We start from the raw sequence: 25634 nt of genomic DNA, 5'->3' as shown, positions 1-25634 counted from the left end.
TCGACAGTGTCGCTAACGAAGTAGGCCAGGTGCCCCTCAGGGAGCCAGTCTTGCAAAGCATGGGGAAGCAGCATCTGTTGATGCTGATTGTAGGGCAGGTAGCTCGTCGTCATTCGACAAGTTTACCTCGTCCCCATTCCGATTGCATCAGTTTCTGCCGCGCAGACTCCTAGCCGATGAAGGAGTCGAACTGCATGTCGAATTCTTGCAGCGCCTTTTGCGCGTTCTGCATCTTTTTGCGGAACTCGGGGCCGCGCTGCAGGGCCAGGCCGACCGCCAGTACGTCGATGACGACCAGGTAGGCCAGCCGCGCCGAGATCGGCGTGTACGGGTCGATGTTGAAGACCAGGTCGATCGGGATCAACACCGTGGCCAGGTCGGCCAGCGGCGTGCCCGACGGCGCCAGCACGATGACGTCGGCGCCGCCGCGGCGGGCCAGCTTGACCGAGCGCACCAGCGCCGGGCTGTTGCCGCGCTGCGAGATGGCGACCACCGCGTCGCCGCTGCGCAGCAGCGCCGCGGCGATGCTGTGGATGTTCGGGTCGGCGTAGGCCACCGTCGGCACGCCGGAGCGGAAGAATTTGTGCTGGGCGTCGGCGGCGACGATGCCCGACGTGCCCTGGCCGTAGAACTCGATCTTGCTGGCGCGCGACAGGATGTCGAGCGCGCGCTGGATCGCCTCCGGGTTCAGGTTGTTGCGCAGGTCGAGCAGGGTGTTGATCGAGCGGCTGCAAATCTTGTTGACGAGGTCGGCCGCCAGGTCGTCCTGGGCCGGTTGCTCGTTGGCGCCCGGCATGGCCAGCGCCAGGCCCTGCGCCAGCTTCAGCTTGAATTCGTGCCAGCCGTCGTAGCCCAGGGTGCGGCAAAAGCGCACCACCGTCGGCTCCGACACGCCGGCGCTCTTGGCCAGCGCCGTGATGTTCTGGCTCACGGTCTGGGTCGGCTGCTCCAGCACCGCCAGCGCGACTTTTTTCTCCGACTTCGAGAGCGAATCGAGCTGGGTGCGGATCGAGTCGAGTAGCATCAGTCTTCCGGCAGCGCTTCTTCGCGCCATTGCAAGCCGTCGCGCCCGATCAGGGCGCTGGCCGCGGCCGGGCCCCAGGTGCCGGCGGTGTACGGAATCGGCGCGTTGTCGCTGTCTTCCCAATGGTCGAGGATCGGTTCGACCCATTCCCACGCCGCCTCCAGCTCGTCGCCGCGCATGAACAGCGTCAGCTGGCCGCGCAGCACGTCGAGCAGCAGGCGCTCGTAGGCGTCCATGCGCGGCGTCTTGAACGATTCGCGGAAGTCCAGTTCCAGCTCGGCCGGTTTCAGGCGCATGCCGTCGCCCGGCGTCTTGGCCATCAGGTTCATGCGCAGGCCCTCGTCCGGCTGCAGGCGGATCACCAGGCAGTTCGGCTGGAAGCTCGAGGTCGGCTGGGCGAAGATCGAGTGCGGGATCGGCTTGAAGCGCACGACGATCTCGGCCAGGCTGTCGGCCATGCGCTTGCCGGTGCGCAGGTAGAACGGCACGCCGGCCCAGCGCCAGGTGTCGATTTCAGCCTTCAGCGCGACGAAGGTCTCGGTGTGCGAGTGCTCGGGCGCGTCCGGCTCGTCGCGGTAGCTCGGCACGGCCTTGCCGTCGACGTGGCCGGCGCGGTACTGGCCGCGCACGATGTTTTGCGCCAGCGTGGTCGGGGTGAATTTTTTCAGCGAGCGCAGCACCTGCAGCTTGGAGTCGCGCACCGCGTCCGACGAGATCGACGTCGGCGGTTCCATCGCCACGATACACAGCAGTTGCAGCAGATGGTTTTGCAGCATGTCGCGCAGCGCGCCGGAGGTGTCGTAGTAACCCATGCGGTTGCCGACGCCGAGCTTCTCGGCGATGGTGATCTGCACGTCGGAAATCCATTCGCGGCGCCACAGCGGCTCGAACAGGATGTTGCCGAAGCGCAGGGCCATCAGGTTCTGTACGGTTTCCTTGCCCAGGTAGTGGTCGATGCGGTAGATCTGCGTTTCGGCGAAGACCTGGCCGACTTCGGCGTTGATCTGCTTGGCGCTGGCGAGGTCGCGCCCGAGCGGCTTTTCCAGCACCACGCGCGAGTTCGGCGTGACCAGCGAGTTGGCGGCCAGGTTGTCACAGATTTGCGCGAACAGGTGCGGCGGCGTGGCCAGGTAGTAGACCCGGGTCAGGGCCGGCTCCGGGCGCAACGCCGCCACCAGCGGCGCGTAGCTGTCGGCGTCGGTGGCGTTGAGCGAGACGTAGACGATGCGCTGGCAGAACTTGGTCCAGGCCGGCGCCGTCAGCGTGGTGGCCTTGATGTGCGGCTTCGAGTTCGCTTCGACGGTCTTCAGGAACTCGTCCTGGCCGCAATCCTGGCGGCCGACGCAAATGATGCGTGAGCTCGCCGGCAAGTCGTTGGCGACGTCGCGCGCGTACATCGCCGGCAGCAACTTGCGCATGGATAAGTCGCCGCTGCCGCCAAACAGAACCAGGTCAAAATCGGAAAGAGCCATAATATGAGAGTCGTCGCAAAAGTAAAGGGGCCGGAGGAGGTGCGCAGGGTGTCGCGCTGCCGGCAGTCTGGAACCCGACGCGGGCATTTATGTAAATTTACTACGTAGATGTGACGAATGCAAGTAATTTTACTACATTGCAGCCATGTTCGGCCATCGGGGGCGCTGCCGCGCGCACCCGGACGGCCCATTATATGCCGATCCGCCGGCGCCGGGCGGGCGCTTGCGGCGCCGGGCTTGGCCGCCGCAAGCGCGGCGCCGGCCGCTTTGGCGCCGCTGCAACATGCGGACATAAAAGTGTGAGGCGGGACAGTGGAACGGCAAATATATTATTGCCCGCGAACAAATTTCCGTATAATCAAATCGACCGATTACCCCGTTTGGGCGTGCCCTTGCGTGCCTTCCGATGCGCCTGGGGCGATGCCCCGGGGCCGCCGCAACAGACCGGTGCGCACTACAAGCCGGCGCCCACACCACATTCGCACCTTTACAACAGGGGACACCATGAGTTCAATGCAGCAAGACGTCGATGAACGCACCAGCCTGACTGGCAACAACAAGTTCGAATTGTTCCTGTTCCGCCTGGGCACCAGCGAGAATTCGACCCAGCGCGAGCTGTTCGGCATCAACGTGTTCAAGGTGCGCGAGATCATGGAAATGCCGCAGGTGACCGCGGTGGCCGGCTCGCATCCGCACATGCTGGGGGTGGTCAACATCCGCGGCCAGATCGTGCCGGTGATCGACTTGCCGATGGCCGTCGGCTGCACCGCCAGCAACGGCCTGCGCATCCTGATGGTGACCGAATTCGCCCGCTCGACCCAGGCCTTCGCGGTCGAGGAAGTCGACGAGATCGTGCGCCTGGAGTGGAACCAGGTGCTGTCGGCCGAGCAGACCGTCGGCGGCGGCCTGATCACCAGCATCGCCCGCCTCGACGGCGACACCGACAAGACCCGCCTGGCCCAGGTGCTCGACGTCGAGCAGATCCTGCGCAACGTATTGCCGTCCGGCGACCCGGACGTCGACAAGAGCAGCATCGGCCCGCAAGTGCGCCTGCCGGTCGGCGCGGTCATTTTGGCGGCCGACGACTCGTCGCTGGCGCGCTCGCTGATCGAACAGGGCCTGACGGCGATGGGCACGCCGTACATCATGACCAAGACCGGCAAGGAAGCGTGGGAGAAATTGCAGGCCATGTCGGACCAGGCCATCACCGAGGGCAAGACCGTCAAGGACAAGGTCGCGCTGGTGCTGACCGACCTGGAGATGCCGGAGATGGACGGGTTCACGCTGACGCGCAACATCAAGACCGACACGCGCTTCGCCGGCATCCCGGTGGTGATCCACTCGTCGCTGACGGGCTCGACCAACGAAGACCACGTCAAGGGCGTCGGCGCCGACGCCTACGTCGCCAAGTTCGTCGCGGCGGAACTGGCCGCGACCATCCGCAAGGTGCTGGCCAAGTAAGGTTGCCCAGGTTTTGTCGGTCGGCTTACGCCCCCTGGGCTAACCCGACCGACGAAAATCCGCCCGTCGATATTAAGGGATATATGCCGGTTCGGCGCGTCCCGCCACGTCCACCCGCAGCGACAGCACGCAGCCCGACAGCGGATGCGCCGCCAATTCTTCGGCCGAGCGCTTGTAGCTGGCGCTGGTGATATACAGCGTGCGCAAGTCGGCGCCGCCGAACGCCACCATGGTCGGGCAGCGCACCGGCAGCGCCACTTCGCGCAGCAGCGTGCCGTCCGGCGCGATGCACAACACCCGCCCGCCCTCGAACATCGCGCACCAGTAGTTGCCTTCGCTGTCGACGGCCGCGCCGTCCGGCCGGCCGCCGTAGTGGTTGGCCTTGTCGGTCGAAAAACGCTGGAATTCGACCGCGTCGGCCACCGTGCCCGCTTGCAGGTCGAAGCTGTAGCGGTCGATGCGGTGGGTGGTGGTGTCGGCGTGGTACAGGCTGCGCTGGTCCGGGCTGAAACCGAGGCCGTTCGAGACCGTCATGCCGCCCGACCAGACCAGCCGGGTCTTGCCCCGTTCCAGGCAAAACATCTGCGCCGCCTGCCGGTCGCGCGGCTCGTAGATGGTGCCGACCCAGAAGCGCCCGGCGGCGTCGGCGCGGCCGTCGTTGAAGCGGGTGGTGGCGGTGTCGTACGGCGCCGGCGCGATCTGCGTGACGGCGCCGCTGTCGGTGTCGAGGTGGGCGAAGCCGCTGCGCAGCGCCACCAGCAGTCCGCCGCCGGCGTGGCGCGCCAGCGCCGACGGCTCGCACTCCATGCGCCAGGTGCGCCGCGCGCCGCTGGCCGGGTCGAGCCGGTGCACGCTGAAACCTTCGATGTCGACCCAGTACAGGGCCGCCTCTTCGGCGTGCCACAGCGGGCATTCGCCCACTTGCATGGCGCCGTCGCAGGCCGCTTCGATGGCGGCCGCGGTGTGATTCGTCATAGTCGTGTCCTTGCGATTAGTATGCCGACCTGGCCGCCCTGGCCAGTTCGATCAAGCCGTTGGTCGAGCTGTCGTGGCGCTGCGGGCAGGCCTCGCCCTGCAGTTCGGCCTGGATGTTGCGGGCCAGTACCTTGCCCAGTTCGACGCCCCACTGGTCGAAGCTGTTGACGTCCCACAGCACGCCCTGCACGAAGGTCTTGTGTTCGTACAGCGCGATCAGCGCGCCCAGCGCGGCCGGGGTCAGCTGGTCCATCAAAATGGTGTTGCTCGGACGGTTGCCGGGGAAGGTCTTGTGCGGCGCCAGCGCGTCGATCTGTTCGGCGGCCAAGCCCTGCGCCTGCAGGTCGGCGCGCACCTCGGCGTCGGTCTTGCCGGTCATGAAGGCTTCCGACTGGGCGAAGCAGTTCGCCAGCAGCGCGTCGTGGTGGCCGGGCAGGTCGTGGGTCGGGCGCAGCGCGGCGATGAAGTCGATCGGCGTGACGTCGCTGCCCTGGTGCAGCAATTGGAAGTAGGCGTGCTGGGCGTTGGTGCCGCACTCGCCCCAGACCACCGGACAGGTCGGCGTGTCGACCGCCGCGCCGCCCTTGGTGACGCGCTTGCCGTTGCTTTCCATGTCGAGTTGCTGCAGGTAGGCGGGGAAGCGGCTCAAGTCCTGGTGGTAGGGCGCGATCGACAGCGAGGCGCAGTCGAGGAACTGGCGGTTCCAGAAGCCGACCAGGGCCAGTAGCACCGGCATGTTGCGCTCCAGCGGCGTGCGGCGGAAGTGCTGGTCCATCGCGTGCGCCCCGGCCAGGAAGTCGCTGAAGTAGTCGAAGCCCACCGACAGCGCCAGCGCCAGGCCGATCGAGGACCAGACCGAGTAGCGTCCGCCGACCCAGTCCCAGAACGGAAACATGTTCTCCGGGTCGATGCCGAAGGCCTTGATCGCCTCGGTATTGGTCGACACGGCAACGAAGTGCCGCGCCAGGTCGGCCGCCTCGCCCTCGAGCAGGAACCAGGCGCGCGCGGTATTGGCGTTGAGCATGGTCTCGGCGGTCACGAAGGTTTTCGAGGCAACGATGAACAGCGTCGTCTCCGGGTCGACCTTGGAGAGGATCGCCTCCATGTCGTGGCCGTCGACGTTCGAGACGAAGTGCATTTCCAGGCCCGGGTTGGCGTAGGAGCGCAGCGCCAGGCAGGCCATTTTCGGGCCCAGGTCGGAGCCGCCGATGCCGATGTTGACGACGTCGCAGATCGGCTTGCCGGTGTAGCCGAGCCAGCCGCCGTTGCGCACCCGCGCGGTGAAGTCCTTGACGCGATCCAGTACGGCGTGGACGTCGGCGTTGACGTCCTGGCCGTCGACCACCAGCGCGCCGCCGCGCGGCGCGCGCAGCGCCGTGTGCAGCACCGCCCGGTCTTCGGTCGGGTTGACTTTTTCGCCGGCGAACATGGCCTCGCGCCGGGCTTCGACGCCGCGCTCGCGCGCCAGGTCGGTCAGCAGGCCGAGCGTGGTGGCGTCCAGGCGGTTCTTGGAAAAGTCCAGCAGCAGGCCGGCGGCCTCGACCGTCAGTTGGCGGAAGCGCTGCGGATTGTCCGCGAACAACTGGCGCATCTGCCATTGGCTGGCGGCGGTGGCGTGCGATTGCAGGGCCTGGAAACTGGCGGTGGCGGTGAGCATCGGGGTAGGGGCGGTCTGGCGCATGATGGGTCGGCGTCGTAGAGTGGCTGTGGCGGGTTGAGGGGGCGGGCGGCGCGGAAAAGGCCGGCCCGGCGTCATATTATTTAACTATACATGAAAAACCGGTAATTTCACTACAGTTTGATCGGCGGCGGCGCCCCGCGCCGGCCGCTTTGGCGGCGCCCGCTTGGCGTTCGCGCCCGCCCCGCAATCCGCCCGGCGCGCGGCGGCGGCCCGGCGCGCAGCCGTGCGGCGCTTGCGTTTTGGCGGAAAATATAGCAAGCTGGCTCACAAAAGGGTGGTCGTATTCCAATTTTGTAGTAAAATTTCACGAAATACATTTATAAGGAACCGATCATGGCGGTGCATCCAGTAGTCGAAACCGTAACAGCGCGCATTATCCAGCGCAGCCGACCGTCGCGCGGCGCCTATCTGGCGCACCTGGAAGCGGCGCGCGTCAAGGGCGTGCAGCGCAACGCGCTGTCGTGTACCAACCTGGCGCACGGTTTCGCGGCGTTCCCGGCCAACGACAAGCTGGCGCTGCGCGAAGACAAGAAGCCGTCGGTGGCCATCGTCTCGTCGTATAACGACATGCTGTCGGCGCACCAGCCGTTCGAGCGCTTTCCGGCCATCATCAAGGACGCCGTGCGCCAGGTCGGCGCGGTGGCGCAGTTCGCCGGCGGCGTGCCGGCCATGTGCGACGGCGTGACCCAGGGCCAGCCGGGCATGGAGTTGTCGTTGTTCTCGCGCGACGCCATCGCCATGGCCACCGCCGTGGCGCTGTCGCACAATATGTTCGACGCCGCCCTGTACCTGGGCGTGTGCGACAAGATCGTGCCGGGCCTGCTGATCGGCGCGCTGCACTTCGGCCACCTGCCGGCCGTGTTCGTGCCGGCCGGGCCGATGGCGTCGGGCCTGTCGAACCAGGAAAAAGCCAAGGTGCGCCAGTTGTACGCGCAGGGCAAGGCGACGCGCGAGGAATTGCTCGAAGGCGAGGCCAAGGCCTACCACGGCGCCGGCACCTGCACCTTCTACGGCACCGCCAACAGCAACCAGATGTTGATGGAAGTGATGGGCCTGCACCTGCCGGGCGCCGCCTTCATCACGCCGAACACGCCGCTGCGCGACGCCCTGACGGTGGCGGCGGCCCAGCGCGCCGCGTCGATCACGGCGCTAAGCGGCAACTACCTGCCGGTCGGCCACGTGGTCGACGAGAAATGTATCGTCAACGCCCTGGTCGGCCTGCTGGCCACCGGCGGCTCGACCAACCACACCTTGCACCTGGTGGCGATCGCCAAGGCGGCCGGCATCGTCATCGACTGGAACGACTTCAACGAACTGTCGGCCGCGGTGCCGATGCTGACGCGGATCTACCCGAACGGCGACGCCGACGTCAACCATTTCCACGCCGCCGGCGGCACCGGTTTCCTGATCCGCGAACTGCTCGACGCCGGCCTGCTGCACGAGGACGTCACGACCATCCTCGGCAAGGGCCTGCGCGCGCACTGCACCGAGCCCTTCCTCGACGCACCGGGGCGGGGCGTGGTGTGGAAGGACGCGCCGCTGGCCAGCGCCGACGAGAACGTGCTGCGCACGGCCGCCGCGCCGTTCGCGCCGGACGGCGGCATGGTGCTGGTGGCCGGCAACCTGGGCCGCGCCGTGATGAAGGTATCGGCCGTCAAGCCGCAGCACCGCACGGTCGAGGCGCCGGCGCTGGTGTTCAATTCGCAGGAGGAATTCATGCTCGCCTACAAGGCCGGCAAGCTCGACCGCGACTTCGTCGCCGTGCTGCGCTTCCAGGGGCCGCGCGCCAACGGCATGCCGGAACTGCACGCGCTGACGCCGGCGCTGGCCAACCTGCAGGACGCCGGGCGCCGCGTCGCCCTGGTCACCGACGGGCGCATGTCGGGCGCGTCGGGCAAGGTGCCGGCGGCGATCCACGTGTCGCCGGAAATCCTGGCCGGCGGCCCGCTCGGCCTGGTGCGCGACGGCGACATCATCCGCGTCGACGCCTTCACCGGCACGCTCGAGGCGCTGGTGCCGGCCGACGTCTGGTGCGCGCGCACGCAGGCGCAGGCCGACATGACGCCGAACCACGTCGGCATGGGCCGCGAATTGTTTGCCATGTTCCGCTCCACCGTCAGCGCCGCGGAAGAGGGTGCCACCACCTTCGGTCTGCCGTCGCCGATTCCCACCACCGTTGCCCTGCATGACGCCGACGCCATCGTCGAAGACTTGCCGGGGTCCGATGAAGACACTCTCATAAAGAAATAATATGACTATGACTCTGCTGGAAATGATGCGCACCTCGGCCGTGATCCCCGTGATTGCGATTGACGACCCCGAGCACGCCGTACCGCTGGCGCGCGCGCTGGTGGCGGGCGGCATCCGCGTGCTGGAAGTGACGCTGCGCACCAAACACGGCCTGGCGGCGATCCGCGCCATGGCCGAAGTGCCGGGCGCCATCGTCGGCGTCGGCACGCTGACGCAGCCGGAACAATTCGCCGCCGCGCGCGACGCCGGCGCCGTGTTCGGCGTCTCGCCGGGCCTGACGGCGGCGCTGATCGCCGCCGCGAAAAGCAGCGGCCTGCCGCTGCTGCCGGGCGTGATGACGCCGTCCGAAGTGATGGCCGCGCGCGAGCAGGGCTTCCAGCAACTGAAACTGTTCCCGGCGGTGCCGGCGGGCGGCGTCGGCATGCTCAACGCGATCTACGGCCCGCTGCCGGACATCACCTTCTGCCCGACCGGCGGCATCTCGCAGGAAACCGCGTCGCAGTTCCTGGCGTGCAAAAACGTCGCCTGCGTCGGCGGCTCGTGGCTGACGCCGAAAGACGCCATCCTGGCCGGCAACTGGGACCGCATCACCGACCTGGCCAAAGCCGCCAGCGGCCTGCGCTCCGCCTAAGCCCCCCCCCCGCGCGCCTGCCGTCCCGGCATGCGTGGCGCCGGCGCCGTTAAAACCAGCGGCGCCGGGCCGGGGTCGGCCCCCGAGGGGCCGCCCCCCCCATGCGGTGAAGCCGGATTCACGCTTTTTGTGTTAACTAGTTCAACGCCGAAGCGCGCTTGAATCCTAGTCCGCGCACAGGTCTGGCGTCGGTCCGCCGGCAACGCCGGCCGGCGCCGGCGTCTGCGCCAGCACGCGGTTGCGCCCGGCGCGCTTGGCGCCGTACAGCGCGCGGTCGGCGGCGCCGATCAGCGTCGCCACTTCGACCGGCGCGTCCGGGTCCTGGCTGGCGATGCCGATGCTGACGGTGATGTGGCGCTCGGCGCCGCCGGCCTGCAGGTGCGGCACGGCCAGCGCGCTAATGCCGGCGCGCATCGCCTCGGCCATCGCCAGCGCGCCGTCGGCGTCGGTCTCGGGCAGGATCACCGCGAACTCCTCGCCGCCGTAGCGCGCCAGCAGGTCGGTGGAGCGCTGCAGCAGCGCCGTCAGCGCCGCCGCCACCTGGATCAGGCAGTCGTCGCCCTGCTGGTGGCCGTAGTGGTCGTTGTAGGACTTGAAGTGGTCGATGTCGATCATCAGCAGCGACAGCGCGGCGCCGTTGCGCTTGGCGCGGCGCAGCTCCTTTTCCATCGCGACGTCGAAATGGCGGCGGTTGGCGATGCCGGTCAAGCCGTCGGCGAAGGTTTGCGAGCGCAGCACCAGGGTCTGCTCGCGCAGCAGTTTTTCGCGCCCGACGGCGACGCTGACGTCGTGCACCTGGATCAGGCAATGCCGCGGCGCGCCGGCGATGTCGATCGGCGTCACCGCCACCGCCTGCTGCATGCGTTCGTTGCGCGCCGCCGTGGCCGGGCTCGAGTACAGCGCGAACGGCGACTTGTTGAGCGTCTGCGACAGCAGCGAGGGGAAGTTGTCGCGCAACGCCTGGCCGATCGCCGCGTCGACCCGGCGCGCGCGCAGCTCGGGGTAGAGTTCGAGGAAATCCCGGCCCATCACGGTGTCGGCCGACAGGCCGGAGTGGCGCGCCATCCACTGGTTCCACAGCACCACGCGGCGCGCGCCGTCGAGCACGACGACGCCGAGGTTGACGGCGCCGAGCGCGCTCTCGAGCAGGCCCAGGCGCCCGACGTGGCCCGGCCCGGTCGTCACGCCGTCCCCATCACTTTGACCAGGTACTGGTTGACCAGGTCCTTCAGGTCGTGCAGCGAGGTGACGTCGAGCACGAAGGCGACGTAGCCGTGGATTTGGTGTTTTTCCAGGATGAAGTCGATGTGCAGCATCAGCACCACGGTGTCGGCCTGGCCGCCCGAGGAGGCCATGATTTCCTCGCTGGTGCCGACGTGGTAGACCGGCAGCGAGCCGTGCAGCTCGCGCCCGAAGATGTTGGCCAGCGTGCCGACGCAGGAATTGAGGATGATGTTGCCGATCTCGCTCATCGCCTCCTGTTCCATCTCCGTCAGTTCCTGCAGCGGGATCGATTCGCCCACCATCAGGCGCACGATTTCCAGGCTTTTATCCTCGGGGAACATGAGCATCGCCTCGGTCTGGAACGCGCCCTCGTAGTGCTGGCTGACGCCGCAGATGCGTTCGCCGTCGCGCTTGCCCAGCAACTGGGCCGCCTCGGCGCGGCTCAGGAAGCTGATCGAGGGCACCGACATCGTCACCTCCTCGTTGACGATTTCGCTCATCGCGGCGGCCGCGTGGCCGACCCCGATGTTGAAAATCTCCACCAGGGCATCGTGTTCGAGTTCGGTGAGGGAGAGCATGCTCAGCTCTCTAGCGCGTTGAGCAATTGGTGGATGCGGCCTTCGGTGATGGGTTTTTCCATGAAACCGATGCCCAGTTCGGTGGCCCGGTTGCGCGTGGCGTTTTGCACGTTGGCCGTCACCAGCGAGATGTGGCTGTGCGGACACAGCGCGCGCAGCTGTTCGGCCGCCGCCATGCCGCCCATGCCGGGCATGTTGACGTCCATCAGGATGAGGACCGGTTGCAGCGCCGGCGCCTTCGCCAGCGCTTCCTCGCCGGTGGCCGCCTCGACGACGGTCCAATCGGGTTTCTTGCTCAGAACAAATTGATGCGCCATCAGCCGGGAAACCCGGCTGTCGTCGACAATAAGGACCGTTTTACTTTGGTTCATGGGTTCTTCCTGAAACTTTGTATGCTGGCGACAACGCATTTTCGCACATTTTGCGCGCCCGCTCCCGCGTATATTAGGCGCGTGCGTACGGTGTCGGGGCGTGGGCGCTGCCGGCGCGGCGGACCGGCCGGCGCCATTTGCCGCGCAAAGCGGCTGGGCAGGCCGGCAATCCGCTAAAATACCGCCATTGCCGTTTATTTCCACCCTTTTTACAGAGCACCACTGCCATGACCCAAGACGAATTGAAACAAGCTGTTGCCCGCGCCGCCATCGAGTATGTAGTGGACGGTGAGATTATAGGTGTGGGCACGGGTTCGACCGCCAATTTTTTCATCGATGAATTGGCCAAGATCAAGCACCGCATCAAGGGCGCCGTGGCCTCGTCGGAAGCGACCGCGGCGCGCCTGCGCGGCCATGGCATCGAGGTGTTCGACCTCAACGACGTGGCGTCGATCGCCGTCTACGTCGACGGCGCCGACGAAATCACCGCCGCCGGCGCGATGATCAAGGGCGGCGGCGCGGCGCTGACGCGCGAGAAAATCGTCGCCTCGGTGTCGGGCCAGTTCGTCTGCATCGCCGACGGCTCCAAGCTGGTCGAGACGCTGGGCCAGTTCCCGCTGCCGGTCGAGGTGCTGCCGATGGCGCGCGCGGCCGTCTCGCGCCGCCTCGGCGCGCTGGGCGGCCAGCCGCGCCTGCGCCTGAAGGCGGGCAGCGACGAAGCCTTCGTCACCGACAACGGCGCCGTCATCGTCGACGTGCTGGGCCTGGCGATCGCCGACCCGGTGGCGTTGGAGCGCGAGATCAACCAGATCGTCGGCGTGATCGCGGTCGGGCTGTTCGCCGGTCGCGGCGCCGACGTTTGCCTGCTGGGTACCGCGGACGGCGTGCGCACGCTGACGTTTTAAACCACGGCGCCCCGGCGCCACTGCTGACCGGACCTGAGCATGAAGCGATTGACCGTATTGTTGTCGTCCGCGCTGTTGTTGAGCGCCTGCGCCGGCTTGCCGTTTGGCGTGCCGTTTATGAAAACCGAGGCGCAGGCGCGCGAGGAGGTGGCGCGCGCCGCCGCCAGCCGGCGCGTACCGCCGCCGGCCCTGGCGGCGGACGGCACCGCGCGCGTCGCCATCGACGGCGTGGAGATTGAGAAGGTCGAGTTTCGCGCCGGCGTGTCCTCGGCGACGGTGGAGCGCCTGGCGCGGCAGCGCAACTGCAGCGGCGGCCTGGGCGCCGGCCTGGTGAGCCAGCCCGGCCCGGTCGAGGTGTACCGCATGGCGTGCGACAACGGCAGCGTCTTCCTGGCCAAGTGCGAACTGCGCCAGTGCAAACCGATGTAGGCCAAGGCGCCGCGGACCCTGCTGGCGTTCAGTTGCCGTGTCGCAGGTCGGATGCGCGGGCCGCCGAGGCGTCGGCGTAATCCGACCTACAAAACCTGCGGGCGTAAAAAAACCACGCGTTCCGGAAGTGTCCCTGAAAGCGTGGCTTGTCGCCGGGCGGGCCGGCCGCCGCGGCTTAGTCGGCCGGTGGCACGTAACCCATGGCGGCGTCGGCGCCGTCGCCGAAGAAGTGCTTTTCCATCTGCGTGGCCAGGTATTTGCGGGCGCGCGCGTCGGCCAGGTTCAGGCGGTTCTCGTTGACCAGCATGGTCTGGTGCTTGAGCCAGGCCGCCCACGCTTCCTTCGATACCGATTCGTAGATCTTCTTGCCCAGTTCGCCCGGGTACGGCGCGAAATCGAGGCCTTCAGCGTCTTTGTTTAACTTGATACAGTGAATTGTGCGGGCCATCTGTGCTCCTAAAGCGGTCAATGTAAAGCGTGATTATAAAGTCTTAATGAGGACCTGGGATTTGCGCTGCCAGTTGTACATGTGCTGGCGGTCTTTCGGCAGGTCGTCGACGTTGGCCGGCACGAAGCCGCGTTTTTTGAACCAATGCGCGGTGCGCGTGGTCAAAACAAACATCTTGTTGAAGCCGGCGGCGCGGGCGCGGTTTTCCATGTGTTTCAAGATACGCTCGCCGTCGCCCTGCGCCTGCACTTCCGGATTAACCGTCAGGCAAGCCATTTCGGCCATTTTTTGCGCCGGGAACGGGTACAGGGCGGCGCAGCCGAAAATGACGCCGTCATGCTCGATGACGGAGAAATATTCGATTTCGCGTTCGATCAGCTCGCGTCCCCGCTTGACCAGGGTGCCGTCGGCCTCCAGCGGCTCGATCAGTTTGATGATGCCGCCGACGTCCTCGATGCTGGCCTGGCGCAGGCTTTCCAGGTTCTCGTGGCTGATCATGGTGCCCACGCCGTCATGGGTGAACAGCTCCAGCAGCGCCGAGCCGTCGGTGGTGAACGGCACGATGTGGGCGCGCGGTACGCCGCTGTTGCACGATTTGATGGCGTGCTGCAGGTAGAAGGCGGTGTCGTGCGGCAGGAAACCGGCTTGCAATACGGCCTCGGCCTGGTGCGAGGACAGTTCGCGGATTTCGGTGCCGGCGGCGTCGAGCATCATCGGCGTTTCGCTGATGAAGATCAATTTGTCGGCGTGCAGCGCGATCGCCGCCGAGACGGCGACGTCTTCCATCGTCAGGTTGAACGCCTCGCCGGTCGGCGAGAAGCCCAGCGGCGAGAGCAACACCAGCGCGTCGGCGGCCAGGATCGGGTGGATGGTTTCGGAGGCGATCTTGCGCACCACGCCGGTCAGTTCCAGGTCGACGCCGTCGATGACGCCGAGCGGGCGGGCGGTGACGAAGTTGCCGGAAATGATGCGGATGGCGGCGTGCGCCATCGGCGTGTTCGGCAAACCCTGGCTGAAGGCGGCCTCGATGTCGAGGCGCAATTCGCCGGCGGCCTCTTTCGCGCACTCGAGCGCGGCGATGTCGGTGATGCGGATGCCGTTGGTGAAACGGCCTTCGACGTTGCGCAACGCCAGTTGTTCGGCTACCTGCGGTCGCGAACCGTGGACGATGACGACTTTGATGCCGAGCGCGTGCAACAGCGACAAATCCTGCGCCAACACCGGCAACGCGCCGGCGGTGACGAGTTCACCTGGGAAGGCGACCACGAAGGTCTTGCCACGGAATGCGTGGATGTAAGGTGCGACCGAGCGCAGCCATTGGACGAATTGGGTAGGGTTTTCCATTAAGCGCATTATAATTCGCTGCGCGATGTCCGCGCCCAAATACCTGTAAAAAACAATGTCCCAAACCAGCAATAAGCCTTCGACTACTTTCCCACGCCCGAATTCGGCCTCCGACCAGAGTGGAACGACCGCGTCCGCGGCGCCAAACGCGCCCGCGCGGCCGGCGGAGCAGCCGCGCGCGCCGCGGCCGGAGGGGCAGCAGGCCCAGCGTCCGCCGCGCGCGCCGCGGCCGGACGGGCAGCAGGCGCAACGGCCGCCGCGCGCGCCGCGGCCGGAAGGCCAGGGCGGGCCCAGCGAGCCGCGCACGCCGCGCGAGCCGCGCGTCGCCGAAGCGCCGTTCCGCAATCCGCTGCCGCCGATCACCTATCCGGAAGACTTGCCGGTGTCGGGCCGGCGCGGCGAAATCGCCGAGGCCTTGCAGGCGAACCAGGTCATCATCGTCTGCGGCGAGACCGGTTCGGGCAAGACCACGCAGTTGCCGAAGATTTGCCTGGAGCTGGGGCGCGGCCGGAAGGGCCTGATCGGCCACACCCAGCCGCGGCGTATCGCCGCCTCGTCGACCGCCAAGCGCATCGCCCAGGAGATGGGCACGCCGCTGGGCGAAACCGTCGGCTTCAAGGTGCGCTTCGCCGACACGCTGACGCGCGGCGCCTCGGTCAAGCTGATGACGGACGGTATCTTGCTGGCCGAGACGCAAACCGATCCGCTGTTGAAAAATTACGACACGATCATCATCGATGAGGCGCACGAACGCAGCCTGAACATCGACTTCCTGCTCGGCTATCTAAAACAGTTGCTGCCGCGCCGGCCGGATTTGAAGATCATCATCACCTCGGCGACCATCGACGCCGACCGCTTCGCGCGCCATTTCGGCACGCCCGAGAAGCCGGCGCCGGTGATCGAGGTGTCGGGCCGGCTGTACCAGGTCGAGGTGCGCTACCGTCCGGTCGAACGCGACGGCGTGCCGATGGGTAACGCCGACGCCGCCAAGCCGGCGCCCAAGGCCGCCGCCGCGCGCGAGAAGCGCGACCTGATGGACGCCGTCGTCGACGGCGTCGAGGAACTGTGCCGCATCGGTTCGGGCGACGTGCTGGTGTTCCTGCCGGGCGAGCGCGAAATCCGCGACTGCGCCGAGGCGCTGCGCAAGCACCATCCGCCGCATGTCGAAATCCTGCCGCTGTTCGCCCGCCTGTCGGCCGAGGAGCAGGAACGCGTCTTCAAAGTGAGCAACGCGCGCCGCATCGTGCTCGCCACCAACGTCGCCGAGACCTCGCTGACGGTGCCGGGCATCCGCTACGTGGTCGACGCCGGCTTGGCGCGCGTAAAACGCTACAGCTACCGCAACAAGGTCGAACAGTTGCAGATCGAGCCGATCGCCCAGTCGGCGGCGAACCAGCGCGCCGGCCGTTGCGGCCGCGTCGCCGACGGCGTCTGCATCCGCCTGTACGAGGAGCAGGACTTCCTGCTGCGGCCGAAGTTCACCGAGCCGGAGATTCTGCGCTCGTCGCTGGCCTCGGTCATCTTGCGCATGAAGTCGCTGCACCTGACCGACGTCGAAACCTTCCCCTTCATCGAACCGCCGCTGGCGCGCGCCATCGCCGACGGCTACCAATTGTTGCAGGAACTGGGCGCGGTCGACGAGGTCAACCGCCTGACCGCGCTGGGCAACAAGCTGGCCAAGCTGCCGCTGGACCCGCGCGTGGGCCGGATGATTTTGGCCGCGCTCGACAACGTTTGCCTGACGGAAGTGCTGATCATCGCCTCGGCGCTGTCGGTGCAAGACCCGCGCGACCGGCCGATGGAACACCAGCAGGCGGCCGACGAGGCGCACAAGAAGTTCGCCGACGAGAAGTCGGAGTTCCTCAGCTACATCAAGATCTGGAGATGGTTCGAAGGCGCCATCGAGCACAAGAAAACCAACCGGCAATTGCAGGACAACTGCCGCGCCAATTTCCTGTCGCAACTGCGCCTGCGCGAGTGGCGCGACGTCCATTCGCAGCTCTTGACGATTGTCAAGGAGCAGGGCTGGCGCATGAACGACGCGCCCGCCACTTATGAAAACCTGCACACGGCGCTGCTGACCGGCCTGCTGGGCAACATCGGCTTCAAGGCCGAGGACGAGCCGGGCGCCGGCTTCCTGGGCGCGCGCGGCATCAAGTTCCACGTCTGGCCCGGTTCCTCGCTGCTGAAGAAACCCGGCAAATGGATCATGGCGGCCGAGCTGGTCGACACCACGCGCCTGTACGCGCGCTGCATCGCGCAGATCCAGCCGGAGTGGCTGGAAAAGGTCGGCGGCCATCTGTTGAAGAAGTCCTGGGGCGAGCCGCGCTGGGAAAAGCGCTCGGCGCAGGTCAGCGCGTCCGAACGCGCCACGCTGTACGGGCTGGTGGTGTACGCGCAGCGGCGCATCAACTACGGCCAGTTCAACCTGCCCGAGGCGCGCGAAATCTTCATCCGTGACGCGCTGGTGGGCGGCGAGTTCGACACGCGCGCGCCGTTCTTCGCGCACAACCACAAGCTGATCAAGGAAATCGAGAACCTCGAGCACAAGTCGCGCCGCCTCGACGTGCTGGTCGACGATGAATTGATCGCCGCGTTCTACGACAAGCTGCTGCCGGCCGACGTGTGCAACGGCGCCGGCTTCGAGAAGTGGCACAAGGACGCCACGGCCAAGGAAGCAAAGCTGCTGTTCCTCAACCGCGACGAGCTGATGCGCCACGAGGCGGCCGGCGTGACCACCGAGCTGTTCCCGAAAATGATGGCGGTGACGGGGCTGGAAATGCAGCTGACCTACCATTTCGAGCCGGGCAGCCTGCGCGACGGCGTCACCTTGTCGGTGCCGCTGTTCGCGCTCAACCAGTTGCCGCGCGAACGCTGCGAATGGCTGGTGCCGGGCATGCTGAAGGAGAAGGTGCATCTGCTGCTCAAATCGCTGCCGCAAAAGCTGCGCCGCCACTGCGTGCCGCTGCCCGACTACGCGGCCAAGTTCTGCGAACGGGTGCACGAAGCCGGCGTGTTCGGCCGCGGCGACCTGGTCGACGCCATCATCGCCGACGTGCGCGCCCAGACCAGCCTGAGCGTGCTGACCACCGACTTCAAACCGGAGACCTTGCCGGCGCATCACTTCATGAACTTCAAGGTGGTCGACGAGCACGGCCGCCAGTTGGACATGGGGCGCAACCTGGCCACCTTGCAGGCCGAGTTCGGCGGGCAGGCGCGCCAGGAGTTCCAAAAGATGGCGGAGGTGAAGACCGCGCCGCCGACCGGCGCGGTGCACGTGCCGGCCGCCGCCAAGGGCTTCGGCGCCGGCGGCAACGTGGCGGCGGCCAAGGCGGGCGGCGCGGCGGCGGCGAACACCGTCACGCAGCACATGGGCCTGACCGGCTGGACCTTCGGCGAACTGCCGGAACTGCTGGAAATCGTCCAGGGGAAAGTGACCCTGATCGGCTTCCCGGCGCTGGTCGACAAGCTCACGCATTGCGACCTGGAAGTGTTCGACGATCCGACCGTTGCCGCGCGCACGCACCGGGTCGGCCTGCGCCGCCTGTTCGCGCTGCAGATGAAGGACCAACTCAAATACGTCGAGAAAAGCATCCCCGGCCTGCAACAGATGGGCATGCAATTCATGGCGCTGGGTTCGCAGGAAGAGTTGCGCGAACAAATCATCCAAAAGGCGCTCGACATCGCCTGCCTGCAAGATCCGCTGCCGCTCGACGCCGCCGCCTTCGCCAAGCGCAAGGACGAGGGCAAGTCGCGCCTGGTATTGCTGGTCAATGAAATCGCGCGCCTGCTGGCGCAGGTGCTCACCGAGTTCCACGGTTTGCCGAAGCGCTTGCAGGGCATACCGGGGCCGGCCGCCGCCGACATGCAAAGCCAGTTGCAAGGGCTGGTCAACAAACGCTTCCTGCTTGACAACGATTACGGCCAGATCGCGCACTTCCCGCGCTACCTGAAGGCGATGAACGTGCGCCTGGAAAAGCTGCGCATCGACCCCGCCCGCGACGCTAAGCTGATGGCCGAGTGGCAACAGGCTGCGACCTTGTACCAGCGCTGCGCCAAGGACCGCCAGGCCGGCAAGAACACCGATCCGAAGCTGACGGAGTTCCGTTGGATGCTGGAAGAGCTGCGCGTGTCGCTGTACGCGCAGGAGTTGCGCACGCCGATGCCGGTGTCGGCGAAACGCCTGCAAAAAGTGTGGGAATCGATGCAGCGTTAAGTTAGCGTCTCGTAGGTCGGGTTGGCGTAGCGTAGTGCGGCAATGTTGGCCAAAGCGGAACGCGCCGCTCCAGGCCAACGTTGTCGGCTTACGCCCGATGGGCTAACCCGACCCACAAAACCTGGCGCTAGCCTGCAATCCCGCCCGAGCTACCGGCCCCGGAAGTCGACCGGCCGCTGTGTGCCGCGCCGCTGCGCGACCCGGTGCCATAGAACGTCCTGATTTGCTGGGCCCAGTCTTCGCTGGTCATGTCGGGCCAGTGGTCCTTGTCGAAACCGGGTGCGGTTTTAAGCTGGTCCTTGTCGATGTCGAGCAGGAAGCGCTTGTTGACGGTGTCGAGCGTCAGGCTTTCCCAAGGCACGGCAAACAGTTTTTCGCCCATGCCGAGAATGCCGCCGAACGACAGCACGGCATACGCCACTTCACCGGTGCGCATGTCGAGCATGATTTCCTTGATGTCGCCCAGGTCTTGCTCTTTGTGGTTGTAAACATCTTCGCCCACCAGCGTACCGGAACCCATTAATTCCGGGCCGGGGCCGCCGCTGCTGCTGCTTCTACCTTTGTACATGCCAAGGGTGTCACGGTCCATATAAGTCATGTCAGCCTCCTTTGTATTGATTCGCCCGGAAACGCCGGGAGTCGCTGATGAATAGGGTTCTGCAAAAGTCAGAATAAGCATTCGTACCCCGCGGCGTTTGATCTGCCTCAATCGTGTTGGCCCGCTCCTTGTGAGCGCTAGCGTACCGAGCGCGGCGCTGTTTCGCGTTATTGTGGTGTTTGTGCATGCCGGCGAAACAGTGCGGTTCTAACGCGGGATAGAGGATTGCGATGACATTTTTTACCGGCAGGATGGATTCCCATTGTCCAGGCAATGTGGTCAGACGACGATGGTGAAGGCCTCGACGCAGTGGCTGCGCGGCTTGGTGCGCGTTGGCAAGGCGCAGCAGCGCAGCGCCACCAAGCTAGCCCAAAGCCTGTTCGGCACACCCGCGCCCAGGCCGCGCGCCAAGGCCAAACCTAAACCCAAACCCACGCTGGCGTTGGCGCCGAAGCCAACGCTGGCGCCGTCGCCGAAGCCCCGGGCGGCGCCGAGGGCAAAGGCGGCGCCAAAGCCCGCTGCCGCCGCGTCGCGGGCCAAGCCGGCGGCCGCGCCGCGCGCCCATGTCGCGCAACCGGCGCTGCCCGGAAAGTGGCTGGCCAGCTATTATTCGCCGACGCCCGAAGCCGGGCACATGCCCGGCAAGCGCATGATGTATTACCTGTATTTGCCCGACAAAGCGCCGTCCGCGACAATGCTGCGCAAGGGGATGCCGCTGGTCGTGATGCTGCACGGCTGCGACCAGACCGCGCCGCAGTTCGCGCAAGGCACGCGGATGAACCGGCTGGCGGAGAAAAAAGGTTACGCCGTGCTGTATCCGCAGCAGTCGCTCAGCTCGCATGCCCACCGCTGCTGGAAATGGTACGACAAGGCCACGCAAGAGGGCGGCGGCGACGTCCGCACGATCGTCGGCATCATTGAGCAAGTGGCCCAGCGCTATGGCATCGACCGCTCGCGCGTCTACATTGCCGGCATGTCGGCCGGCGCCGGCATGGCCGACATCGTCGCGCTGACGCATCCCGAACTGATCGCCGCGGTGGGCCTGCATTCCGGGCCGGTGTATGGCGCCGGCCACGGCGTGATCGGCGCGCTGAAGGTGATGCAACACGGCGCCAGCCAGCACGTCGACGACGCCATCGGCGACGTGCTGGCGCGCCGCCCGGCGTTTCCGGCGCTGCCGGCGATTCTGATCCAGGGCGAGGCCGACAAGGTGGTGCGTCCGGTCAACCAAGCCCAGCTGACACGCCAAAGCCTGCTGCTGAACCGCATGCCGGCGCAGACGGCGGTGTCGGTCGAGGCGAAGCCGGCGGGGCGGGCCGGCAGCCGCAACCCGGCCAACGCGCACCAGATCCGCGACTTCCACGTCGGCAGCAAACTGCTGCTGCGGGTGGCCAGGATCGAGCGCCTGGAGCACGCCTGGAGCGGCGGCGACCCCAGCCTGACCTACAACGACAAGGCCGGGCCGGACGCCAGCAAAATGATGCTCGACTTCTTCGCCAAGCACCGCCGCGTTCGCTGAGGCCCGGGTTCGCCCGCAGCCTTAATGCAGCACAGTGGCCGATCCGCGCTGCAAGACGTAAGTGCCGCCCGTTGACGCGACGAAATATACAGTTCCCTCGTCAGGCTGGACTTCATACTGGACCGTGGCACTGTCGCCAGCTTTTCCGATCGTCCATATACCAGGCGTCAAGTCGGTCACCAACACTTTCATGCCCCCGGGCGAAGGCGGCAGCACGAAGCTGGCCGTGTCGGTGATGTCGGCGCCGTCCTTGGCGAACAACACCGCCCGGTCTTTCAGCGTCACGCCGCTCATCTGCTCCGACACAATGGCCGCCGTGGCAAATGGAGGGGGGCCTTCGCCAACGACCGTGCCGTTCATATTGAGCACCTTGGCATCCATCACCTGCATGACATTCAAGAAGGTATCGGCGCCGGCTTTCGTTTTTGGCGAAACTTCGACACGCCAAGATCCCGCTTCCTCGGTGTTTAGTTGATGGTTCGGAAAGATGGCGTAGTTCGTGTCGCCGACCAGATATTCGCGGCCCGGGCCGCCAACCTTGACGATGGCGGTGTTGTCTGCGGCGGGCAGCAAGGTCCGGTTGACCAGCTTGCCGTTGTAGCCGTTGCCGGTGCGCAGGACCGTGACGGTATCGCCTGTGATCTGCGGTTCGGCTTGGGTGTGCAGCAACCAGGTTTTGGTGAAGGCGCTGTTGCTGGAGGTTAGCTTGTCGAACACGATTAGGGCGGCGGGATGGTCGGGGTCGTTCAAATTCAAGAATACGAAGGAACGTTTGACCTCGCTGACCTTGGACGTGTAGGCGTTGGTGAGGTCGCCTTTCAGATAGCTGAACTCCGGTTTGACGGCGTCCGGGCCGAACTGGTGCCTGAGCACGCTGGCCACTACCGAGCTGTTGTCCACGCGCTGGTCGCTGTTGTACTGGGTATCCGGATGCGGCAGGTTGAGCAATTCCGGCAGCGAGAATGGTTCGTATTTCGAGACCCAGCGCTGGCCGCCGTCGTTGGCGGAACCCAGGAACTCTTCGCTCGGATCAAGCACCAATAGCGCATTGTGGGCGATCGTGCGCTTGTAGTAGTTTTTGTCGTGGGTGCTGCCGTATTCCAAACTTGTAGTGCCGTCGGCGCTACCGGGGACACCGTTGGCGGTGCTCTTGCCCGAGTAGATGCCCGATGCGCTGGCCAGGCTGCCTTTGTAGTAGAACTGGAACTGGCCGGCATCGAGGTGCTGGTGGTTCCTGTATTGCACGTTGCCGATTTTCATGCTCGCGATGGCCGTGCCGGAATCCAGCTTGACGCCGTTTTCCCAGCCCGTGCGCGCCACCATGATGCCTGCCGGGTCGGGGAAATACTTTGTGAGAGGCAGGTTTTTCGGACTGGTTTGCGGGATCAATTGCGTGTTGCCAAACAAATGGTACCAGATATCGTCCTCGACACTAAAACCAGTGGTTTGTTCGACCAAACTGAGTTGCTGCGCAAGCTCTTGTTTCAGTACCGGGTCGTTGTAATAGCTTGCGGGCAAAAGATAAGCGATCGGTTCCGACCAGTACTGGCCATAGCGCATGTAAGCGGATTGATAGATGTCGCCGTCACGCATCATCTGTCCATCGGGCCTGCGCATATAGAGCCAGTGATAGGGTGTCATTTGCTGCAGTGGATCGAATACGTCGCCGGCGCCCATGCGACGGAAGATCCAGGCCGCATACAGGTCGGCCATGTAGCGGACCGGCCCGTAAGAAAGGCCTTGATGGTGGCTTTGGGCTTGATAGCTGAAATGACGGGCTTCGATGAATTCCGCGAAGAAGCGGCCGGCGACGATCTGGTAAATGGTCGGATCTTCGTCGTAGAAAGCCACGCCGGCGCTTAACTGGTCGCGCATCAGTTGCGCCTCGCTGCCATGGCCAACCAACGAACCCTGTTTGATTGGCGGGTAGCCGATTTCCATGGTTGGCGCAATCGTCTTGAAGCGTTCGATGAAGTACGTCCGCTGCGCGGCGGTCATCAGCGGGTAACACCAGTCGTAGACCATGGCGCTGGTCAAGATGGTGTCGCCTTTTTCGCGGGTATCCGCAGTGAATCGGACGGTCTTTAGGTTGTTTTCCATCAGGGTGACGGCCAACGCTCCGTTCATCTGGTTGCCGTACAGCAGATAATCCAGGGCTCGGCGTTTAATGGCGACCAGCAACTCCTTTTTGTAATTTGACTTGCCGGCCTCCGCAAGCGGGAGATTGCCCTCGGGATAGACCTTGATTGCGTCGCCGGCAATTTTTTCCATGCGCTCCCACGCCGGCTTGATTTCCGGATGCGCCATTTGGCTGCGCAACCGGTCCAGATCGGAATTCCTGGCGAACAGGCGAGGGTGGCCGGCCGGTGGCACGATAGCGGGGATGCCGGGGCTGGTGCCCATGCCGCTGGCAACAAAGGCGGGCAAGGAGCTTACCATCAGTCGGTCAATGCCTGCTCCGCCCATGTGGCGGTCGAGCTTGATAGTGTTCACGCCAGCTTTGAGTACGCGCTCTACATAGAACCACTTCCAGTCGCCGTCCACTTTGGGCGGTCTGGTCGCGCTGAACGCGCTGGATCCCATGTCATCCTCTACCGCCAGAAAGAGGGAATTCGACGTAGCGCTTGTTGCCAGCATGCGCAGCCAGATTTTGTAAGTGCCGGCGGCAGGAATCAGCACTTGATAAGACAGTTCACCGGGAGTACCGGCCTCTTGCGCCCCCTTGTACTCGGGCGGCGCTTGCATGAACCGTTGATTCGATGCGCCGGCGCCAGTTTTCTCGAGCCATCCAGAGCTCGCGCTTTTCGTGCCGTCTTCGGCCTCGATCATGAACTCGGTTTGGAATGGGATCGATGCGCCCAGGGCCGCGTGGCTGGCCAGTCCCGCGGATATAAGCAACGGCAATAATTTGGCCCGTGCACCACAACGCGTGCGAATACTCATCTCATACTCTCCCATGCAATATTATATCAATGATAATTTCATAAATAGTAACATGTGGCGCCTGGCCCGTGCGGGTTACCGGACGTTTTTCGCCTACTGTGTGGCAACGTACGTATCGCCCCTGGAAAGGTGTAAAGCCGACCAATGTGGTATTAGTTTGGTATTTAAAATAGGCAAAAACATTGCTTAAAAGGTAAATTGGTATACAATTGGTATATGCTGACAGCGGCTGGCCGCGCTGGACACTACCCATTTACGGATCAAGCAATGTATATAAAGTCCAAACAACTGCTCTGGTTTTTTGCGTTTTTCGTCGTTTATGAACTCAATATCTATCTGTCGAATGACATGATCATGCCGGCGATGCTGATCATTATCGATGAGTTCAGGGCGCAGCAAAAATTCATACCCTTGTCCCTGAGCCTGTATCTGCTGGGCGGCAGTTCCATGCAGATTTTCCTCGGCCCTTTAGCCGATTACATCGGTAAGCGCAAACTCATCTTGATAGGCAATTCGTTGTTTCTGCTGGCAACGCTGATGGTGCCGTTTTCCACGTCCATCGAGCATTTTCTGCTCACGCGCTTTTTCCAGGGGATGGGCTGCTGTTTCGTGTTCGTCGGCTACGCCATGATTCACGAGTTGTTCGACGATATTGAAGCGGTCAAGCTCAGCAGCATCCTGTCCAGCACCACTATATTGGCGCCGCTGGCCGGACCCATTATCGGCAGCGCGATCATCAGCAAGTTGGATTGGAAATACGTGTTTTTCATGTCCGGCGCGCTGGGACTGATTTCATTGGTCGGCTTGTTCAAATTCATGCCGAAAAAAGAGGTGACGCAGCCATTCCTGGACTACGCCGCCATCCGCCGAAGTTACGCGAAAATCTTCAGCAACCGGCGCTTCATGTTCGGCATGTTCACCGCCGGACTGGCCACCGTGCCGCTGACGGCCTGGATCGGTTTTTCTCCCATCTTCGTGATGCAGGATATGCAAGCCTCCTACACCACCTACATCGTCCTGCAATGCGCCATCTTGTCGGGATTCGTTCTGAGCAGTATCGCCATTCAAAAAATCAAAAATGACTTCCAGCTCGTGAATTTGCTGCGCATGGGCGGTTTGATCGCGGCGGCCGGCATGCTGGGCGCTGGCGCGGCTCGTCACCATATCGATGTTTTCGCCGCCTGCATGTTTGTCTACTCCATCGGCTTCGGCTTGTTTAATGGCGCGTTGATCAGGTGCGCGATCACGTCGAGCAAGGAATCGCTGACCTTGACGTCGGCCGCGATGAGCCTGCTTTACTGCATCTACCTGGCTGCCTGGCTGCAGCTCTACAACGTGCTGTGCCAGCGCTTCGGCTACTCCCTGTCGACTTACGCATTGCTGAACATTCCCGTCATTTTGATGATCATGGCCTGCCTGCTGATTTTCTCCAGGGGCATGGCGGCGCGAGGGGGAAGCGCGCTACTGCAAGTCCAGCACTGATATCCGGTAGATTCGCGTGTGCTTGAAATGGTTGACATCGTTCGGAAATTACCTACATTCTCATCGGGAAATATGGAGCGCTC

Annotated in this window: 19 protein-coding genes; 8 read left to right on the top strand and 11 right to left on the bottom strand. The window is 64.7% G+C overall.

The genetic code is table 11. The features are described from left to right. Positions 1-169 precede the first annotated feature (169 nt). Both ACFDR9_RS12015 and zwf read right to left on the bottom strand, forming a co-directional pair. Entirely contained in the window at positions 170-1024 is an 855-nt protein-coding gene (locus ACFDR9_RS12015) for an SIS domain-containing protein (protein ID WP_017878969.1), read from the bottom strand. Next, on the bottom strand, positions 1024-2496 hold the full coding sequence (zwf, locus tag ACFDR9_RS12010; RefSeq protein WP_017878970.1) for a glucose-6-phosphate dehydrogenase: 1473 nt from the start codon (positions 2494-2496) through the stop codon (positions 1024-1026). Before zwf ends, ACFDR9_RS12015 begins: the two co-directional genes overlap by 1 nt. A gap of 504 nt (positions 2497-3000) precedes the next feature. Between zwf and ACFDR9_RS12005 the strand changes: the two genes are divergently transcribed. Then, positions 3001-3957, top strand: coding sequence for a chemotaxis protein (locus tag ACFDR9_RS12005; RefSeq protein WP_026133424.1), 957 nt, complete (start codon positions 3001-3003; stop codon positions 3955-3957). A 72-nt stretch (positions 3958-4029) separates the two neighbouring features. Here ACFDR9_RS12005 and ACFDR9_RS12000 read toward each other — a convergent pair whose 3' ends face one another. Further along, positions 4030-4932, bottom strand: coding sequence for an SMP-30/gluconolactonase/LRE family protein (locus tag ACFDR9_RS12000; protein WP_017878972.1), 903 nt, complete (start codon positions 4930-4932; stop codon positions 4030-4032). A 16-nt stretch (positions 4933-4948) separates the two neighbouring features. Further along, positions 4949-6613, bottom strand: a complete 1665-nt coding sequence (gene pgi, locus ACFDR9_RS11995) for a glucose-6-phosphate isomerase (protein WP_026133425.1) — start codon at positions 6611-6613, stop codon at positions 4949-4951. A 333-nt stretch (positions 6614-6946) separates the two neighbouring features. Here pgi and edd point away from each other — a divergent pair, with 333 nt between their 5' ends. Further along, complete coding sequence (gene edd, locus ACFDR9_RS11990) at positions 6947-8863, top strand: phosphogluconate dehydratase (protein ID WP_017878974.1); 1917 nt, start codon at positions 6947-6949, stop codon at positions 8861-8863. A gap of 1 nt (position 8864) precedes the next feature. Continuing rightward, positions 8865-9494, top strand: a complete 630-nt coding sequence (eda, locus tag ACFDR9_RS11985) for a bifunctional 4-hydroxy-2-oxoglutarate aldolase/2-dehydro-3-deoxy-phosphogluconate aldolase (RefSeq protein ID WP_026133426.1) — start codon at positions 8865-8867, stop codon at positions 9492-9494. Positions 9495-9659: 165 nt separating this feature from the next. Here the strand turns inward: eda and ACFDR9_RS11980 are convergent, their stop codons facing one another. Genes ACFDR9_RS11980 through ACFDR9_RS11970 form a run of 3 tightly spaced genes read right to left on the bottom strand, consistent with a single transcriptional unit; the run spans position 9660 to position 11667 of the window. Continuing rightward, complete coding sequence (locus tag ACFDR9_RS11980) at positions 9660-10679, bottom strand: diguanylate cyclase domain-containing protein (RefSeq protein ID WP_409031139.1); 1020 nt, start codon at positions 10677-10679, stop codon at positions 9660-9662. Next, the gene (locus ACFDR9_RS11975) at positions 10676-11296 is read right to left on the bottom strand and encodes a chemotaxis protein CheC (RefSeq protein WP_017878977.1); all 621 of its coding nucleotides are present in this window, start codon (positions 11294-11296) and stop codon (positions 10676-10678) included. Before ACFDR9_RS11975 ends, ACFDR9_RS11980 begins: the two co-directional genes overlap by 4 nt. A gap of 2 nt (positions 11297-11298) precedes the next feature. Continuing rightward, complete coding sequence (locus ACFDR9_RS11970; protein WP_026133427.1) at positions 11299-11667, bottom strand: response regulator; 369 nt, start codon at positions 11665-11667, stop codon at positions 11299-11301. Between the two features lie 227 nt (positions 11668-11894). Here ACFDR9_RS11970 and rpiA point away from each other — a divergent pair, with 227 nt between their 5' ends. Together rpiA and ACFDR9_RS11960 are read left to right on the top strand one after the other, a co-directional pair. Then, positions 11895-12572: a ribose-5-phosphate isomerase RpiA gene (gene rpiA / locus ACFDR9_RS11965; protein ID WP_026133428.1), complete on the top strand. Its 678-nt coding sequence runs from the start codon at positions 11895-11897 to the stop codon at positions 12570-12572. Positions 12573-12611: 39 nt separating this feature from the next. After that, positions 12612-13001: a hypothetical protein gene (locus tag ACFDR9_RS11960; RefSeq protein WP_409031138.1), complete on the top strand. Its 390-nt coding sequence runs from the start codon at positions 12612-12614 to the stop codon at positions 12999-13001. Between the two features lie 175 nt (positions 13002-13176). On the opposite strand, the gene ACFDR9_RS11955 is transcribed toward ACFDR9_RS11960, so the two are convergent. Both ACFDR9_RS11955 and argA read right to left on the bottom strand, forming a co-directional pair. Further along, positions 13177-13449 carry an oxidative damage protection protein gene (locus tag ACFDR9_RS11955; protein WP_017878981.1) on the bottom strand — a complete coding sequence of 91 codons (273 nt, stop codon included), beginning with the start codon at positions 13447-13449 and terminating at the stop codon, positions 13177-13179. Between the two features lie 33 nt (positions 13450-13482). After that, the gene (gene argA, locus ACFDR9_RS11950; protein ID WP_017878982.1) at positions 13483-14793 is read right to left on the bottom strand and encodes an amino-acid N-acetyltransferase; all 1311 of its coding nucleotides are present in this window, start codon (positions 14791-14793) and stop codon (positions 13483-13485) included. 55 nt (positions 14794-14848) lie between these two features. Between argA and hrpA the strand changes: the two genes are divergently transcribed. Beyond that, complete coding sequence (gene hrpA / locus ACFDR9_RS11945) at positions 14849-19009, top strand: ATP-dependent RNA helicase HrpA (RefSeq protein WP_409031137.1); 4161 nt, start codon at positions 14849-14851, stop codon at positions 19007-19009. Between the two features lie 127 nt (positions 19010-19136). Here the strand turns inward: hrpA and ACFDR9_RS11940 are convergent, their stop codons facing one another. Further along, positions 19137-19607, bottom strand: a complete 471-nt coding sequence (locus ACFDR9_RS11940) for a PRC-barrel domain-containing protein (RefSeq protein ID WP_035787922.1) — start codon at positions 19605-19607, stop codon at positions 19137-19139. Positions 19608-19869: 262 nt separating this feature from the next. On the opposite strand from ACFDR9_RS11940, the gene ACFDR9_RS11935 reads away from it, so the two are divergent. After that, on the top strand, positions 19870-21126 hold the full coding sequence (locus ACFDR9_RS11935; RefSeq protein ID WP_409031136.1) for an alpha/beta hydrolase family esterase: 1257 nt from the start codon (positions 19870-19872) through the stop codon (positions 21124-21126). 21 nt (positions 21127-21147) lie between these two features. On the opposite strand, the gene hepB is transcribed toward ACFDR9_RS11935, so the two are convergent. Continuing rightward, on the bottom strand, positions 21148-24069 hold the full coding sequence (gene hepB / locus ACFDR9_RS11930) for a heparin/heparin-sulfate lyase HepB (RefSeq protein WP_409031135.1): 2922 nt from the start codon (positions 24067-24069) through the stop codon (positions 21148-21150). 267 nt (positions 24070-24336) lie between these two features. Here hepB and ACFDR9_RS11925 point away from each other — a divergent pair, with 267 nt between their 5' ends. Continuing rightward, on the top strand, positions 24337-25551 hold the full coding sequence (locus ACFDR9_RS11925; RefSeq protein WP_409031134.1) for an MFS transporter: 1215 nt from the start codon (positions 24337-24339) through the stop codon (positions 25549-25551). Positions 25552-25634 lie beyond the last annotated feature (83 nt).

The organism is Janthinobacterium sp. CG_23.3 (assembly GCF_046115965.1).
Lineage (GTDB): Bacteria > Pseudomonadota > Gammaproteobacteria > Burkholderiales > Burkholderiaceae_D > Janthinobacterium.
Note: the sequence above shows the minus strand (reverse complement) of the source record. Positions and strands in the feature narration are given on the sequence as shown.